16 protein-coding genes and 1 tRNA gene are annotated in these 16227 nt (G+C 61.8%); 7 read left to right on the top strand and 10 right to left on the bottom strand.

Going from position 1 to position 16227, the window contains the following annotated elements; all coding sequences use genetic code 11:
• Positions 1–44: 44 nt before the first annotated feature.
• On the bottom strand, positions 45–911 hold the full coding sequence (locus K6N12_RS06965) for a LysR family transcriptional regulator (RefSeq protein ID WP_097629501.1): 867 nt from the start codon (positions 909–911) through the stop codon (positions 45–47).
• Positions 912–1001: 90 nt separating this feature from the next.
• Between K6N12_RS06965 and K6N12_RS34030 the strand changes: the two genes are divergently transcribed.
• The gene (locus K6N12_RS34030) at positions 1002–1250 is read left to right on the top strand and encodes a hypothetical protein (RefSeq protein ID WP_097629515.1); all 249 of its coding nucleotides are present in this window, start codon (positions 1002–1004) and stop codon (positions 1248–1250) included.
• On the opposite strand, the gene K6N12_RS06970 is transcribed toward K6N12_RS34030, so the two are convergent.
• Positions 1201–1533, bottom strand: a complete 333-nt coding sequence (locus K6N12_RS06970; protein WP_003587619.1) for a hypothetical protein — start codon at positions 1531–1533, stop codon at positions 1201–1203. The two genes, K6N12_RS34030 and K6N12_RS06970, sit on opposite strands and share 50 nt — an antisense overlap.
• Before the next feature lie 353 nt (positions 1534–1886).
• On the opposite strand from K6N12_RS06970, the gene K6N12_RS06975 reads away from it, so the two are divergent.
• Together K6N12_RS06975 and K6N12_RS06980 are read left to right on the top strand one after the other, a co-directional pair.
• Positions 1887–2327, top strand: coding sequence for a glyoxalase superfamily protein (locus K6N12_RS06975; protein WP_097629502.1), 441 nt, complete (start codon positions 1887–1889; stop codon positions 2325–2327).
• An 84-nt stretch (positions 2328–2411) separates the two neighbouring features.
• Positions 2412–3776, top strand: a complete 1365-nt coding sequence (locus K6N12_RS06980) for an MATE family efflux transporter (protein ID WP_097629503.1) — start codon at positions 2412–2414, stop codon at positions 3774–3776.
• 44 nt (positions 3777–3820) lie between these two features.
• Here the strand turns inward: K6N12_RS06980 and K6N12_RS06985 are convergent, their stop codons facing one another.
• The 8 genes from K6N12_RS06985 to K6N12_RS07020 form a co-directional block, all read right to left on the bottom strand.
• A complete protein-coding gene (locus tag K6N12_RS06985) occupies positions 3821–3982 on the bottom strand; it encodes a hypothetical protein (RefSeq protein WP_003587616.1) in 162 nt (53 codons plus the stop codon).
• Between the two features lie 101 nt (positions 3983–4083).
• Positions 4084–4920, bottom strand: a complete 837-nt coding sequence (locus tag K6N12_RS06990) for a helix-turn-helix domain-containing protein (protein ID WP_097629504.1) — start codon at positions 4918–4920, stop codon at positions 4084–4086.
• Between the two features lie 70 nt (positions 4921–4990).
• Positions 4991–5215 (bottom strand): DUF1127 domain-containing protein, encoded by a 225-nt coding sequence (locus K6N12_RS06995; RefSeq protein ID WP_097629505.1) that lies wholly within the window; start codon positions 5213–5215, stop codon positions 4991–4993.
• Positions 5216–5303: 88 nt separating this feature from the next.
• Positions 5304–6101, bottom strand: coding sequence for a 5-deoxy-glucuronate isomerase (iolB, locus tag K6N12_RS07000; protein ID WP_097629506.1), 798 nt, complete (start codon positions 6099–6101; stop codon positions 5304–5306).
• A gap of 194 nt (positions 6102–6295) precedes the next feature.
• Complete coding sequence (gene iolE / locus K6N12_RS07005; RefSeq protein WP_097629507.1) at positions 6296–7213, bottom strand: myo-inosose-2 dehydratase; 918 nt, start codon at positions 7211–7213, stop codon at positions 6296–6298.
• A gap of 64 nt (positions 7214–7277) precedes the next feature.
• Entirely contained in the window at positions 7278–9128 is a 1851-nt protein-coding gene (gene iolD / locus K6N12_RS07010) for a 3D-(3,5/4)-trihydroxycyclohexane-1,2-dione acylhydrolase (decyclizing) (protein ID WP_097629508.1), read from the bottom strand.
• Between the two features lie 203 nt (positions 9129–9331).
• Positions 9332–11266, bottom strand: coding sequence for a bifunctional 5-dehydro-2-deoxygluconokinase/5-dehydro-2-deoxyphosphogluconate aldolase (locus K6N12_RS07015; protein WP_097629509.1), 1935 nt, complete (start codon positions 11264–11266; stop codon positions 9332–9334).
• A gap of 91 nt (positions 11267–11357) precedes the next feature.
• A complete protein-coding gene (locus K6N12_RS07020; protein WP_097629510.1) occupies positions 11358–12233 on the bottom strand; it encodes a MurR/RpiR family transcriptional regulator in 876 nt (291 codons plus the stop codon).
• A 206-nt stretch (positions 12234–12439) separates the two neighbouring features.
• Here K6N12_RS07020 and K6N12_RS07025 point away from each other — a divergent pair, with 206 nt between their 5' ends.
• From K6N12_RS07025 to K6N12_RS07040, 4 genes are all read left to right on the top strand, one after another.
• On the top strand, positions 12440–13555 hold the full coding sequence (locus K6N12_RS07025) for a Gfo/Idh/MocA family protein (RefSeq protein ID WP_097629511.1): 1116 nt from the start codon (positions 12440–12442) through the stop codon (positions 13553–13555).
• An 87-nt stretch (positions 13556–13642) separates the two neighbouring features.
• The gene (locus K6N12_RS07030; RefSeq protein ID WP_097629512.1) at positions 13643–14860 is read left to right on the top strand and encodes an NAD(P)/FAD-dependent oxidoreductase; all 1218 of its coding nucleotides are present in this window, start codon (positions 13643–13645) and stop codon (positions 14858–14860) included.
• Between the two features lie 250 nt (positions 14861–15110).
• Positions 15111–15201 (top strand) — tRNA-Ser (locus tag K6N12_RS07035).
• A 593-nt stretch (positions 15202–15794) separates the two neighbouring features.
• The coding region (locus K6N12_RS07040) for a porin (RefSeq protein ID WP_222148788.1) at positions 15795–16227 on the top strand (433 nt) is incomplete at its 3' end.

Below are 16227 nucleotides of genomic sequence, written 5' to 3' on the forward strand. Positions count from 1 at the left end.
AAAGCGATAGGGAAAACGCGGGTTTGACGGCCCGCGTTTTCGCTTTATATCGCCGGGCTCTGCCCGGCAAACAGCGCTTCATGATCGGCAAAGAGCGCTGCCAGGCGGTCGATGACGATTCTGACCTCCGGCCGTTGCCTCTCGTCGTCATGCGCGACGATCCACATATCGTAGGTCAGCGCGTCGATGAGCGGCCCGGCGCGGACAAGCTTGCGGTCCTGATCGCCGATGAAACAGGGAAGCACGCCGCGGCCGGCGCCGCCGCGGATCAGATGAAACAGCATATGCGGCGTGTTTGTCCAACTGGTGATCCAGTAGTCCGGCTGCTCAAACGTCCATTTATCCGCCGGCGTGACGGCGGTATCGGTGCCGAGCGAGATCCAGTTGCAGTTGGACGCGTCATAATCCGCTGCCTGGTAAGCCGCATGCGCCACCTTGACCGAGCGGCGGATCGCGACGTTGCCGCTGTCGGGCCGGCTGTGGCCAACGGCGATATGCGCCTGGCGATAGGTGAAATCGACGCCGGTATCGCAGGTCTTGTAGCACATGCGGAAGCTGTCTTTCGGCGTCCAGACGCTGGCGAGATGGTCGGCGATGAAGCGCGAGGTCCAGCTGTCGGCGGCCGTCGAGACGATCGGCAGCGTCAGAACCTCGCCGCGCCAGTCGGAGATCGCCCGCGCCGCATCCTGCATCAGCCGCACGCGGTCGAGCAGTTCCTGCCCATCTTTCGCCAGCAGATAACCGGTGGGGCCGCGGCTGAACAACGATCGGCCCGTCACCCGTTCGAGCGCCAGCATGCGCCGGCCGATCGTCGGCGCGCTGAGGCCGGTGCGCGCGGCTGCCGCCGAAAGCCCGCCGCCGGTCGCGACATGGAAGAACAGCTGCAGGTCGTCCCAGTTCGCATCTTTCATGGATGAAAACCCCCTTTCCCCAGCGCCTCTACATCGGAGAGGCGTGAAGGCCTAGCTCAAGTGCTCCAGCAATAGATGGAGGATGAAGCAATGCTTCTCAACTGGATCATTCTGTTCGAGGAAGTCGAATCCCGCAGTCGCCGCATGCGCCGCGATCCCATGGCCGATCCGCTCGATGGACCGGAATGGCGCGGACTTCTCTGGATCGTTCCGATCATGGCATACCTGGCCTCGAGAAGAGGCGAGACGAGGAGATGGCGCCGCCACAAGGCGCAGCTTGGACGAAGCCTCAGGTTTCGAAGCTCAGCCGCAGCACGTGGTGCAGGAATTCCGGATTGAGCAGCATGTTGAAGCTGACCGTCACCCATTCGCCTTCGCGCTTGACCATGGTCGCGCCGATCTCGTCATGGATGCCGAGGATTTCGAGGAAGAAATGGCTCGGCATTTCCAGGTTCGGGCTGACTTCGAGCAGTGCGCCGGCAAGGGTGATCGTGCGGATCAGGCAGCGCACCTGCGTTCCGGTGCTGAGGTGGTGGCCGACGAAAATGATATTGCCGGGCCTGTCGAGCTTGAATTCCCTGTAAGCACGTTCCGGCTTGGGGTGGTCTGTGTCGAGGTGCATCTGAAAGGCCCTTTTAGCCTCCGCTTGTTCTACCACAGGATATTAGTTGAAGAATGCTGACGATTGCTGAAGAACATTGTGAAGATTGAATGCTTATGGGGGACTTGCGGGAAAATCGCACCGATTTCGGGCAGATTTGCCCCAAATTTGCTCACTCCAGCTCAATGTCAGCCATTCTTGACATGTCGGCAGCCTTCGCGCATACAAAGGCCGGTTCGAGGCACCGGCCGCTCGCGGATGAAAATCCATGGTGAAGTCCTCGCGATCATGGTCACGGCCCTTGTGCATGCTGACTGGCGGCAATGCGAGCTCCCATCTACAGTCGAAGAGCATGCCTTGCGAAGGCTCACTCCATGACGACCACCTATCCTGCCATTGACGAATTGAAGGCCCAGGCCAAACGCCTGCGCCAGGCGATGAACGATCGCGGCACCGCGCTGACCCACAGTGCCGCCTTGGAAATGATTGCCCGCCAGCACGGCGCGCGTGACTGGAATACGCTGGCGGCGCTAGCGGCAAAGGCCAATGCGGCTGCGAAGACGCCGCTCTTCGTCGGCGCGCATATTCGCGGCCGTTATCTCAATCAGCCGTTCACCGGCGAAATCCTCTCGCTCTCGGCCCTGCCGGGCGGCGATCTCCACAGGATCACCATCCATTTCGACGAAGCGGTGGATGTCGTGACCTTCGAGAGCTTTTCAGCCTTTCGCCGGCGTGTGACCGGACAGGTCGACGCCGACGGCGTCTCGCCGAGGAAAACCTCGAACGGCGTGCCGCATCTGGTGCTTGATCTCTAAATCACTTTTGATTCCCTTTGAGGCCGCCTGAATCCGGATGTTTTCTACCCGGATCGGACCTCGCCATCCCGCACGGATTTCTCCATGACCGATCTTTCCCAGGGCAATGCCTTTCTCACCGGCTGGTTGCCGGGCGTCTTCATCAGGACGGCGGCGCCGATCGTCGCGATCACCACGCTCAACGGCCTCTTCACCGTCGTCGACGCCTATTTTCTCGGCGCCTATGTCGGCCCTGACGCGCTCTCCGCCGTCAGCCTGATTTTCCCGGGTCTGATGCTTCTGATCGCCCTGCAATCGCTCGTTTCGAACGGCATGGCGAGCATCCTCGCGCGCCGGCTCGGGGCCGGCGATCGCCGGGGCGCGGGCAGGGTATTTGCCGGCGCCCATATGCTGGCGCTGGCCGTCACCCTCATCCTCAACATGCTCTACTGGACCCTGGGCCGCCAGATCATCGACGCCGGTGCCGGTACGGCCGCGGTGGCCGAGGGTGCCATGCTGTTCATGGGCGCGATGATAGCCTTTGCGCCGGTGAGCTTCTTCCTGTCGCTGCATCTCGACGGATTGCGCTGCGAAGGCAAGATCGGTTTCATGACGCTGGTGACGCTGTCAGCCTCGCTGCTCAACATCCTCGCCAACTGGCTATTCATGGCGGTGATGCATTGGGGCGTGCTCGGTTCGGCCGCCGGCTCCATCGCCTCGCAATTCGTCTGTCTCGCCGCCGTGCTCGCCTATCGTTGGCGCCGGCCGGCGGCACTCAGGCCTTCTCGAGGTTTCGCGCTTGCCGAATGGCGCGGCATCGTCGCCTTCGGCGCGCCGATGAGCCTCGGCTTCATCGGCATATCGCTGGCATCCGCCGCCATTCTCGTCAATATCTCGCTCTGGAGCGTGGCAGATCATGTCGCGACGGTCGCCGCTTACGGCATCATCACCCGGATCATGACCTTCACCTATCTGCCGCTGCTTGGTCTCAGCATCGCCCTGCAGACGATTGCCGGCAACAATCACGGCGCTGGCCTCGGGCTTCGTGTCGGCCGCAGCCTGCAGATCGCCATGCTTTCGGCACTCGTCTATTGCAGCCTGGTCGAGATCGCCGTCGAACTGCTGGCCGGCCGTCTCGGCGCCATCTTCGTCACTGACCCCGCCATTGTCGCCGAGGTCAGGCGAATTCTGCCCTGGACGATCGGCGCCTATTTCCTCTTCGGGCAGATGCTGATCCTGTCTTCCTATTTCCAGTCCATCGGCGATGCACCGCGCGCGGCGATTTTCGGACTGTCGCGGCCCTATCTCTTCACCCTGCCGCTCACCTTCCTGCTGCCCTTCGTCTTCGGCGAGCAAGGGATCTGGATGGTGCCGGTCTTTGCCGAGGCAGGCATGTCCATTCTTGCCTTCCTGGTGCTGTCGCAGAATGCCAGGCACCGCGGCTGGCGCTACGGACTTCTGCCCGCCTGAGTCGTAATAGCCGCGCGGGGAGCGCGGCTATTGGCCGATCCCGTCTATTCCTTGCCCGCCGAAGCGGCCGATGTCGCGGCTTCCGCCTCGTTCAGCGCCTCGGCGCATTCCTGGCAGCAAACCTCGACAGTCTTGCCGCCGAGCTTGACGGTGATGGTCTCTGCGCCGAGTTCACAGTCGCAGGCAGCGCATGTCGTCTTCTTCATAGGATGATCCTCCGGTTGATCGTCCCCGGATCGGGACAGTCTCATAAGATCATCGAAGACCGCATCGCCGCTGTCGAAATCTTTAGCGATCGATGTGGGACTTACTTGCGCCGCAACCGCGCCGAGCGCTGGAATTCGGCTGGCGTCTGCCCGAAGGACTGCTTGAAGGACGCGCTGAAATGGCTGTGGCTTGAGAAACCGAGATCGAGGCCAAGCGCCGTCAGATCTTCATACTGGCCGAGCAGATCGAGTGCGCGGGCGAGCCTGAGCCGCAGCTGATAGCGGTAAAGCGGCGTCGCCTCGACCTGCTGGAAGACCTGGGTGAGATAAACAGGCGAGACGCCGACTTCGGCGGCGATTTCCGAAAGTGTCCAGCGCCGGGCGAGATCGGAGGAAAGCACCAGCTTTGCCCGGTCGACGAGTTTCTGCCGGCCGGCGCTGGCGCCCGCCGCATGCGATGTGCGCTCGCCGAGCGAGCGGCGCACCAGCGTCAGCGCCAATGTTTCCGCCTCCAGCGTCTCGGCGACGTTGCGGCGGAGACCATGACGCAGAAGCGCGACCAGTGCCTGCGCGCGCGGATCGATCCGCCGGCGCTGGCGACGGAATGAAAAGGCTGCACCCCGCTGCACCTGGTCCTTCGGCGCGAGCTCTTCGAGCATGGTCTCATCGATCGCGAGATCGACGCAGGCGTCGCCTCCTTCGATCGGATGGCTGATCCTATAACCCTGGTCGGCATTGAAGAACAGCATCTGATTGGCCTCGGCCACCGTATCATTGCGGCCGACATGCCGCATGAAGACGCCGCGATAGGGATAGACGAGGCTCGTCTTGTGAGCGCATTCCTCGTCGCCCTTATGGCGGCAGCCGCCATCGCAGACGATGTCACGAATGGCGACGGTCTTCGTTTGCAGGAGCAGCGCTGTTGAAAACTGCGACATCTTATATTCCCAGCCGGACAGGCCGCCGACGAGGCGACCCGCGGCACAGTATCACAACTGTTGCCTGTGTTCAGTAGCGACTATAGACGTGAACGTCGCTTTCCGTCTGCCCCCTGGAAAGGCCGATATCCTTCAACTGATCGTCGGAAAGTTCCATCAGCGCATTGCGGTTGCGCCGTTCGCCGATCTTGCGTGCGAGCCAGCGGACGGCCGTGATTGCCGCAGGCAACAGGCCGGGCCTGTGACGCGAGGAATGGACGTTGCGGCCTGCTATGGAAATATTCGAGCTATGCATGATGATCCTCCATCCTTGTTGGATGGAGGCAGTGAACCATCAGCGGCGGCTCGGCGCTGTCAGATTATTTAGCGATCTGAGGCAGTCCTCACGCCTTGATCAGCCACTCGTGCTCGACGGCATTGTGGAATTTCCAGATCCGTTTCGGCCCGGCCATGACGTTGAGGTAGTAGAGATCGTAGCCATGCGTTGCCGCGCAAGGATGGTAGCCCTTTGGCACCAGCGTCACGTCGCCGTCCTCGATCGCCATCGCTTCGTCGAGCGAGCGGTCGTCGGTGTAGACGCGTTGGAAACCGAAGCCCTGCGGCGGGTTGAGGCGATGGTAATAGGTCTCTTCCAGGAAGCTCTCGTTCGGCAGATCGTCCCGGTCGTGCTTGTGCGGCGGATAGGAGGAGGTGTGTCCACCCGGCGTGATCACCTCGACGACGAGCAGCGAATGCGCCGAGCTGTCGTCCTCCGGCATGATATTGTTGACGTAGCGCACATTCGTACCCTTGCCGCGCGTCACCTGCGGATGCGTGCCGGGCGGGATTTCTTTCGCCTGATAGGTGCCGCCGCCGGGCGCCGAGCAGACGGCGAGTTCCAGATCGGTCTCCGCCGTCACCGACCATGTCGATCCCATCGGGATGTAAAGCGCATGCGGCGCGCCTTCGAACGGGGTCATGCGGCCGCCGAGCGTGCCGAAATCCTTGGTTCCGGCCGATGCCTTGCCCTTGCCGGTGACCCAGACGAGGCAGACTTCCCGGTCGCCGGTCTCTCCCGAAACCGTCTCGCCCGGCTTTAGCCGGTGCAGATCGAAGCCGACATAGGTCCAGCCGGCATTCTCAGGGGTGACATGCGTGACGCGGCCATGCGTGCCCGATGGTTTCACCTTGAGGTTTGGCATTGGTGGTTCTCCTCGTACGTTAAAAACTCCCCGCCCCAAACCCCTCCCCACAAGGGGGAGGGACTTAATCTGCGGCGCTGTCTCGCCCTCTTGCGGCGTTCCTTTTGCAAGTGGCGCAGTCTGGAGCGGGGCGGTGCCTCAAGTTAAGTCCCTCCCCCTTGTGGGGAGGGGTTGGTGAGGGGTTTTCTTTTCCGTTATCGCTTAGGGAAACCTTCGGTCTCCACCGTGTAACCGGCAGCCGTCATCACCCGCATCAATTCGGCATGGCCGATCTCGGCCATCTTCTGCGGCGGCGCCTTGCGCGGATCCTGCTCGGCTTCGACGACGAACCAGCCTTCATAGCCGTGGTCGGCCAACCGCTGGACGATGGCGCCGAAATCGAGCGAGCCGTCGCCCGGCACGGTGAAGGCGCCGAGCGCCACTGCGTCGAGGAAGGACTGCCGGCTGCGGTCCAGCCCGTCGATGACCGACTTGCGGATATCCTTGACGTGAACATGGTTGATGCGGGCGTGGTGATGGTCGATGGCGCGCAACACGTCGCCGCCCGCAAAGGCGAGATGGCCGGCATCGAGCAGCAGCGGAATGCCTTCGCCCGAAGAACGCATGAAGGCGTCGAGTTCCGGCTCGGTTTCGACAACGGCTGCCATATGATGGTGATAGGAGAGCGGCATGCCCTGTTCGGCGCACCATTCGCCGAAATCCGTGACGCGGCGTGCATAGGCCTTCATCTCGTCGTCGGCAAGGCGCGGCTTGGTCGCGAGCGGTTTGGAGCGGTCGCCCTGGATCGAGCGGCCGACTTCGCCGTAAACGATGCAGGGCGCATTGACCGCCTTGAACAATTCGATCATCGGCGCGATGCGGTCTTTGTTGGCGGCAAGCTCCTCATTGACCAGTGTGCCGGAGAACCAGCCGCCGCACAGCGTCACATCCGCGGCGCGCAGAATGGGCAGCATTTCCTCGGGATTGCTTGGGAAACGGCGGCCCTGTTCCATGCCGGTGAAACCGGCGCCGCGCGATTGCCGCAGGCATTCCTCGAGGGACACGTCGTCGCTGAGTTCAGGAAGATCGTCGTTCCACCAAGCGATGGGCGACATGCCAAGTTTGGCCTTCATCTATAGTCTCCTTAAAAATAGTGCGGAGGAGTGGGCGCTCCTCCGGAAAATGATGGCAATCGAATCAGCCGATGCGCTGGGAAGCGCGCGCTTCGACATAGCCCTTGCGCGCCTTGTTGACCTCTTCGCGCGGGCTGACCTCCGGCACCGCGACATCCCACCAGTGGCCGCCGGCCTCGGTGGTGATCAAGGGATCGGTGTCGATGAGGAAGACCGAGGTGCGATCGTTCTTCTTTGAGTCGGCGATCGCCTGCTCGAGTTCGGCGATAGAGGCGACCTTGACGGCGATGGCGCCCATGCTTTCGGCATGTGCGCGGAAATCGATCTCCGGCATCACCTCGTGATAGGAGTCCTTGAGCAGGTTGTTGAAGTTGGCGCCCCCGGTTCCCATCTGCAATCGGTTGATGCAGCCATAGCCGCGATTGTCGAGCACGACGATGTTGAGCTTGAGGCCAAGCATGACCGAGGTGGCGATCTCGGAATTCATCATCATGTAGGAACCGTCTCCAACCATGACGACGACATCGCGTTCGGGATGCGCCATCTTGGCGCCGAGCCCGCCGGCAATCTCGTAGCCCATGCAGGAAAAGCCATATTCCATGTGATAGCTGCCCGGCGCCGTCGCCGGCCAGAGCTTGTGCAATTCGCCGGGAAGACCACCGGCGGCGCAAAGCACCGTCGTATTGTCGCCGCCGATCGAACGCGCCACTGCGCCGATCACCTGCGCATCGGAGGGCAGGGCGGCATTGGTCGTCGCCATCGCCTTGGCGGCCGCCTCCATCCAGACCTTCTTCTCCGCAGTTGCCTTTTCGGCAAGTGCCGCCGGTGCCTTCCAGCCGGAAAGCCCTGATGAAAGCGCCTTCAGCCCTTCGCGGGCATCGGCGACCAGCGGATGACTGTCATGCTTCACCGCGTCATAAGCGGCGATATTGAGCCCAACCATCCTGAGGCTGTCGTTCTTGAACAGCGCCCAGGACCCGGTGGTGAAATCCTGGCAGCGCGTGCCGACGGCGATGACGAGATCCGTCTCCTCCGCAATCGCATTCGCCGCCGACGTGCCGGTGACGCCGACCGAGCCGATCGCCAGCGGATGGGTCTCGTTGATCGACGATTTGCCGGCCTGAGTGACGACGACCGGAATAGCGTGAGCCTCGGCAAAAGCAGCAAGCTCCTTCGTCGCCTGCGAATAAAGCACACCGCCGCCGGCAACGATTACCGGCTTCTGCGACGCCTTGATCAGCGCGATGGCATTGGCCAGCTCGTCCGCATCCGGCTGCGGCCGGCGGGTCGCCCAGACTTTTTCATCGAACAGGCTTTCCGGATAATCATAGGCCTCAGCCTGGACGTCCTGGCAGAGCGACAAGGTCACCGGGCCGCAATCCAGCGGATCGGTCAGCACCTGCATGGCGCGCTTCAGCGCCGAAATGATCTGTTCAGGCCGGGTGATGCGGTCGAAATAGCGCGAAACCGGGCGGAAGGCGTCATTGGCCGAAACCGTGCCATCGCCGAAATCCTCAATCTGCTGCAGCACCGGATCCGGCGCGCGGTTGGCGAAGACGTCGCCCGGCAGGAAGAGAACGGGAATACGGTTGACATGCGCGACGCCGGCAGCCGTCACCATGTTCAGCGCGCCGGGGCCGATCGACGTCGTGCAGGCCATGAAGCGGCTGCGGAAATTCGCCTTGGCATAGGCGATGGCGGCATGCGCCATGCCTTGCTCGTTGTGGGCGCGATAGGTCGTCAGTTCGCCGCGCACCTGGTAGAGTGCCTCGCCGATGCCGGCGACGTTGCCATGACCGAAGATCGCCCAGACGCCGCCGAAGATTGGCACCTTCTTGCCGTCGACAACAGTCATCTGCTTTTTGAGGAAATGCGCGACGGCCTGCGCCATCGTCAACCGTATCGTCTTGCCCATCGGGGCCTCCCGGACTTTTGACATTCTGTCTTTTCCCCTCCCCAACCCCTCCCCACAAGGGGCAGGGATTTAATTTGCGGCGCTTCCTCAGGCAAATTTCAGCGTCTCTTCCTATAGGAGGGCGCTGTCTGACATCGAGCGGTGCTCCGCGTAAGTCCCTCCCCCTGTGGGGAGGGGTTGGGGAGGGGTCTTTTTCCTATTTCCTACTGACGGCCGCGCGTCTTCAGCCACGCCTCTGTCAGTTGCCGGAAGCGGCCGGCCATATCGGCGATCGCTTCCTCGTCGTTCATTGCGCCCGAAAGCCAGGCGCGCGCCGCATCGGCAAAGATCGTCCGGCCGACGGCAAAGCCCTTCACCGAAGGGGCCGCCAGCGTCGCCTCGAAGCAGGAGATCAGCTCCTCGGCGGGCGCTTCGAGCCCCAAGAGCACGATACCCCGGCACCATGGATCATTTTTGGCGATCACCGCATCGATCTTCTTCCAAGCTTCGCTCGATGCCTGCGGCTCGAGTTTCCACCAGTCCGGCTTGATGCCGAGCGCATAGAGTTCTTCGAGCGCGGTCGCGATCGTATCGTCGGTCAGCGGTCCGTTCTTGCCGGCGATGATCTCCACCAGCAGCTCGCGCCCGACCTTGCGTGCGGCTTCGAACAGCGTGCGCAGCTTCTCCTGCTGCTCGCTCTTCAATTCGGCCGGATCGTCGGGATGATAGAAGCACAGGCACTTGATGCAATGGCCGAGCGGCCATTCGACAAGCTGGGAGCCGATATCCTGGCTGAATTCGAAGCGCAGTGGCTTCGAGCCGGGCAGCTCCACCGGCCGGCCGATCCAGGAGAAATTCTTCGTCGCCGCATCGAAGAAGGCGTCGCGGCCGAAACGTTCGTCGATCAGCATGCCGTAACCGTCGCGGCCGTCCGAAACCCGCGCTGCCGCCGAGACCGCCAGCCGCTTGAAGGCGACGATCTTCTCATGGCCGACGCCGAGCTCGTCGGCGACGCTGACGAGCTGCGAACGGTGGTCGATCGCCAGCGCCATCAGCAGCGGAATTTCGCCGCGCCGGGTCGATGCCCAATGAATATGGTTGATCGCCTCATCCTTGCGCAGCGCCCGATGTTTGCTGCCGGTCTTCAGGAAGTAGTCGAGTTCCGCCCAGGTCGGATATTCCGGCGAGCAGAGCAGGCGGGAGACGGCGAAGGCGCCGCAGGCATTGGCCCAGGTGGCGCAGGTCTGCAGCGGCTCGTCGCGCAGGAAACCGCGCAGGAAGCCGGACATGAAGGCATCGCCGGCGCCGAGCACGTTGAAGACTTCGATCGGGAAACCCTGGCCGACGATGCCGGCTTCTAGATCGTCGGCGATCGGCCCGTCATAGACGATGCAGCCCATGGCGCCGCGCTTCAGCACGATCGTCGCCGGCGTCAGGCGGCGAATCTCCGTCAGCGCGCCGAGCACGTCATCGGCGCCGGAAGCGATCAGGATTTCCTCTTCGGTGCCGACGATGAGATCGCAATCCGGCAACGTCTCCTTCATCTTCGAGGAAACGCGGTCGGATTTCACGTAGCGTTCGAAGCCTTCGGCATGGCCGGCAAGACCCCAGAGGTTCGGCCGATAGTCGATGTCGAAGATCACCTTGCGGCCGTTCGCCTTGGCGATGCGGATCGCCTTGCGCTGCGCGGCCTCGGTATTCGGCCGGGAGAAATGCGTGCCGGACACCAGGACAGCGCGCGACGACTTGATGAAATTCTCGTCGATATCGCCTTCGTCGAGCGCCATGTCGGCGCAGTCGGAGCGATAGAAGATCATCGGCGACACGCCCTCGGCCTCGACCGCAAGCAACACCAGCGCCGTCAGCCGCTCTTTGTCGGTGATTATGCCGTCGGTCGCGACACCTTCGCGCGCCGCTTGCTCTCGGATGAAGCGTCCCATCTGCTCGTCGCCGACGCGGGTGATGAGGCCAGATTTGAGACCGAGCCGCGCCGTGCCGATGGCGATATTGGACGGGCAGCCGCCGACCGATTTGGCGAAGGTGCCGATATCCTCCAGTCGTGACCCGATCTGCTGGCCGTAAAGATCGACCGAGGAACGGCCGATAGTGATTACATCAAGCGCCGGCTCCGGCTGTGAACCCGGATTCGATTGTACCATGATGTCCTCCCGCTAGATTTTGCGCGGCTTCCAGTGCCTGCGAATTTCAATAATGAAACATCGGTTCCGATATTTTGTCAATTCGGAATGTTTATTCCATTTTGGCTTTCCCAGCTTTTGCATGCTGACGCTTGCGCCGCCGCTCGGCGATGGCGACCGGCAGCGCCATGGTGAGCGCCATCGAGGCCGACAGCGAGCGGAAGCCGGCGAAATCGGCCTCGGCCACCTCGAACCAGTGCGTGGCGCAGGCGGCAAGCGGCGAGAAGGCCGAGTCGGTGATGGCGATGACGGGGACGCCGCGGTCGGCGAGTTCCTGGCTCTGGTTGAGGCTGTCGGCCGCATAGGGCGAGAAGCTCGCGGCGATCGCCGCATCCTTCGGTGTTGCGAACTGCACCATTTCAGGGTCGACGCCGTTCGGCGAGGCGACGATCTGGTGGCGGATATTGAGCTTGGAAAAAGCGTAGGTCATGTGCGCCGTCAGCGGGTAGGAGCGCCGTTTGGCGATCAGATAGATCGTCTCGGCGGCGGCAAGGATATCCACGGCTTTGGTGAATGTGTCGCTCTGTACCGTCGCCGCCAGCCGATTGACCGACTGGCTGGCCGCGGCAATGAAGCCGGACAGCAGATTGGCGTCCTCGTCGTCGCCGCTCGCCTGCTCCAGCGTGACGAGCCGCTCTTCATAGCTCAGCGTCCGTTCGCGCAATCTTTCACGGAAGATGCTCTGCAGGTCGGAAAAACCTTCGTAGCCCAGATGATGCGCCAGACGCACCAGCGTCGAAGGTTGGACCTCGGAGGCGGCCGCGATGCTCGCCGTCGTGCCGAAGGCGATCTCGTCGGGATTGCCGAGCGCGAAGGCGGCAACCTGCGCCAGCCGCTTCGGCATGCTCGCCTTGCGCTCGATGATGGTGCTGCGCAGGCTTTCGAAATCGCGCGGCACACGTGCGTGCCTCTGGGGGTCATTATCCATGCTTGCAGCTCACGAGATGAAACAAATATTCCATATTGTCGAGCATAAACGATTTCAAACGGCACGCCTAATTGTTTTTAATCGCCTGTAATTCAAGGCCTTTAGACAATCCTCCCGAAAAATGGTGCCGGTGACTGTGGATGGGTCTCTTGTCAAAATGATCCAAATATTCCAAAAATCCGCGCGCAGCTCTGGAGGAGACGGAAATGAAGCCACTCGGCATTGGTTTGATCGGCACCGGCTATATGGGCAAGTGCCACGCGCTGGCATGGAATGCGGTGAAGACGGTGTTCGGCGATGTCGAGCGTCCGCGTCTCGTGCATCTGGCCGAAGCCAATGCCGGGCTTGCTGAGGCGCGGGCCGGTGAGTTCGGGTTCGAGAAGGCGACGGCTGACTGGCGGGCGCTGATCGCCGACCCCGAGGTCGATGTCGTCTCGGTCACCACACCCAATCAGTTCCATGCCGAGATGGCCATTGCAGCGCTTGAAGCCGGCAAACACGTCTGGTGTGAAAAGCCGATGGCGCCGGCCTATAGCGATGCCGAGCGTATGCTGGAAACGGCGAAACGATCAGGCAAGGTTGCCGCCCTTGGCTACAATTACATCCAGAATCCCGTCATGCGGCACATCAAGACGCTTATCGGCGAGGGCGCCATCGGCACGGTCAATCATATCCGCGTCGAGATGGACGAGGATTTCATGGCCGATCCCGATGTCTTCTTCTATTGGAAGAGCGAGCTTTCCGCCGGCTACGGCGCGCTCGACGATTTTGCCGTGCACCCGCTGTCGCTGCTCTGGTATCTCTTCGGCCATGTCGAGGCCGTCATTACCGATATGGTAAAGCCCTATGCCGACCGCCCGCAGAGCGAGGGTGGTCGGCGTGACGTCGAAAATCACGATGCCGCCAATGTGCTGATGCGGCTTGGCGGCGGCATCTCCGCCGTGTTGATGGCCAACCGCGCCGCCTGGGGCCGCAAGGGCCGCATCGCCCTGCAGATTTATGGTTCAAAAGGTTCGATCGTCTATGACCAGGAGCGGATGAACGAATTCGAGCTCTATCAGGCCGAGGGTCGCGGCTCCGAACAGGGCTTTCGCAAGATACTGGCGGCGCCAGCCCATCGGCCTTATGATCGCTTTATCCCGGCGCCCGGCCACGGCCTCGGCTTCAACGATCTGAAGATCATCGAATGCCGCGAGCTGATCCGGGCAATATCGGGCGAGCCGTCGTCGATCGTGACATTTGAAGACGGTCTCAGGATAGAGAAGTCGGTGCATGCCATGGCACAGTCATTCCACGAGCGTCGCTGGATCGAGATCGGCTGAAGGTAAGAAGCCGCTTTCCGTTGACGGCGCATAGGGCAGGGGATAGGCCTTGGCATGAGTGTCGGGCCTAGTTTCAGGAGTGAGATCGTGACGGATAGACTGGTGATCATCGGCGCGGGGCAGGCCGGTTTCGCAATGGCGGCAAAGCTGCGTGCCTTGAAGGACACGCGCCCGATCACCCTTATCGGCGCCGAAGACGTCGCGCCCTATCAGCGCCCGCCGCTTTCGAAGAAATACCTGCTCGGCGAAATGGCCTTCGACCGTTTGCTGTTCCGCGACGAGCACTGGTATGGCGATAATGACGTCGACCTTCGCCTTTCCACATGGGCCGAGCAGATCAAACCGGACAGCAAGCAGGTTCTGCTGCAGGACGGCTCCGTTCTCGACTACGGCACGCTGGCGCTCGCCACCGGCTCGACTCCACGCCGGCTGCCGGCCGCAATCGGCGGCGATCTCGAAGGTGTCTATGTCGCCCGCGACAAGCGCGATGCCGATCTGCTCGCCGAGGAGATGCGCCCCGGTCGCCGCGTCCTCATCATCGGTGGCGGTTATATCGGCTTGGAGGCGGCAGCCGTCGCCCGCCATCGCGGCCTTGAGGTCACCGTCATCGAGATGGCCGACCGCATCCTGCAGCGGGTCGCGGCGAAGGAGACCGCCGACATCATGCGCGGGATCCATCAGTCCCACGACGTGGTGATCCGCGAGAAGACCGGGCTCAAGCATCTGGTCGGCAAGGATGGGCGCGTTACCGGCGCCGCACTGTCCGACGGATCGGTTATCGACATCGACTTTGCCGTCGTCGGCATTGGCGTCGTGCCGAATGACCAGCTCGCCAAGGAAGCCGGCCTCGAAGTCGCCAACGGTATTGTCGTCGACGAATACGCCCGCACCTCCGATCCGGCGATCTATGCCGCCGGCGATTGCGCGGCGCTTCCCTGGCAGGGGGGCCGCATCCGGCTCGAATCGGTGCAGAATGCCGTCGACCAGGCCGAAGCGGCGGCAGCGGTCATTGCCGGTGGCAGCGAGCCCTATGATCCGAAGCCATGGTTCTGGTCCGACCAGTATGATGTCAAGCTGCAGATCGCCGGCTTCAATCTCGGTTATGACGAAACGCTGCTGCGCCCCGGCGCTCGCGAAGGCGCCCATTCCATCTGGTACTTCCGGGAAGGCCTGCTGATCGCCGTCGATGCCATCAACGACGCCAAAGCCTATGTGACCGGAAAAAAGCTGCTGGAATCCGGGACTAACCCCGACAGATCGATTCTCGCCGACCCCTCTACCGATCTCAAGCGCCTGCTCGGGTGAGTCGGGAGCCCATTCCGCAAGGAATGGCCCCTGCGGGGACGCCGTGTTGGGATCGCCGCTCCTATCGGACGCTGGACGGCAAAGCTCAGCTTCGTCGTCGAAGAACGAAGCGCGATCAAATTTCCCCGATCACGCCTGCAAATGCGGTCTGTTTACGCAACCGTCCGAAATGCCAGCCACTGCATTTCTTCTGGTGAAACCTGAAAAAACCCTTGCATTCACAGACCGGTCACCATAGTTAGGCCGCACCGGAGAGGTGGCCGAGTGGTCGAAGGCGCTCCCCTGCTAAGGGAGTATACGTCAAAAGCGTATCGTGGGTTCGAATCCCATCTTCTCCGCCACTTTGATTTTTCCCAGCTCAGTTCAATCCTTATCGTGCGGCAGAGAATAACCTGCGCTTAGGCGGTTATGTCTCGTGGTCGCTGGACGGTCATGCGCCACGGCGCGTAATGAGAAAATCGCTTCGCCTCGAATGGGAGAATCGCCAGCAGGGAATCACTCGCCGCTCCCATGCCCCCCGGCAGGCAGCGAAACCGGATCTGTGCATGTCCGGTTACGCTTGCAGCAGTGGTGATATCCCTTCAGCATCCGGATTTCGTCAAGAAAGCGTCGAAAATGTGCGGCGCAGCCGATGTCCAGTTCACTGTCGCTCCCACTTAAGCCGCCGCAAAATCAGGGTTTTCTTAACAAAGCATAAAGGAAATCGAGGCCGGCTGCCCCACTTGTGTCCTTTGAGCAACAGAAAGTCGGGAAGGCTCCCTCAAACCCCCCATCCGAGTAAGTTGGTGATTGCGTGACGGCTTCCGTCTTGTATTTTCAGCGTCGGAAGCCAGGGCGACTGATCGTCCACTTCTTGCAACACGGGAATGGGGCAGGGAACGCTGCTCAGCGAAAGATCCCAAACCCGATCGAAACTTTGAATTGGAGGTCATTTATGAACATCAAGAGCCTTCTTCTCGGCTCCGCTGCTGCTCTCGCAGTAGTTTCCGGTGCTCAGGCTGCTGACGCTATCGTTGCTGCCGAGCCGGAACCGGTTGAATACGTCCGCGTCTGCGACGCTTACGGCACCGGCTATTTCTACATCCCGGGCACCGAAACCTGCCTCAAGATCGAAGGCTACATCCGTTTCCAGGTCGACGTTGGTGATCAGCCGCTCAATGGCTCGGTCAGCAACGATTCGGATTGGGATGCCAAGACCCGCGGTCAGGTTCAGTTCACGGCCAAGAGCGACACCGAGTACGGTCCGCTGACCGGCGTCATCGTCATGCAGTTCAATGCTGACAACGCCTCGGATCAGGACGCCATCCTCGACTCCGCTTACCTCGACGTCGCGGGCTTCCGCGCCGGTCTGTTCTACAGCTGGTGGG

It is taken from the genome of Rhizobium redzepovicii (assembly GCF_019793435.1).
GTDB classification, from domain to species: Bacteria; Pseudomonadota; Alphaproteobacteria; order Rhizobiales; family Rhizobiaceae; genus Rhizobium; species Rhizobium redzepovicii.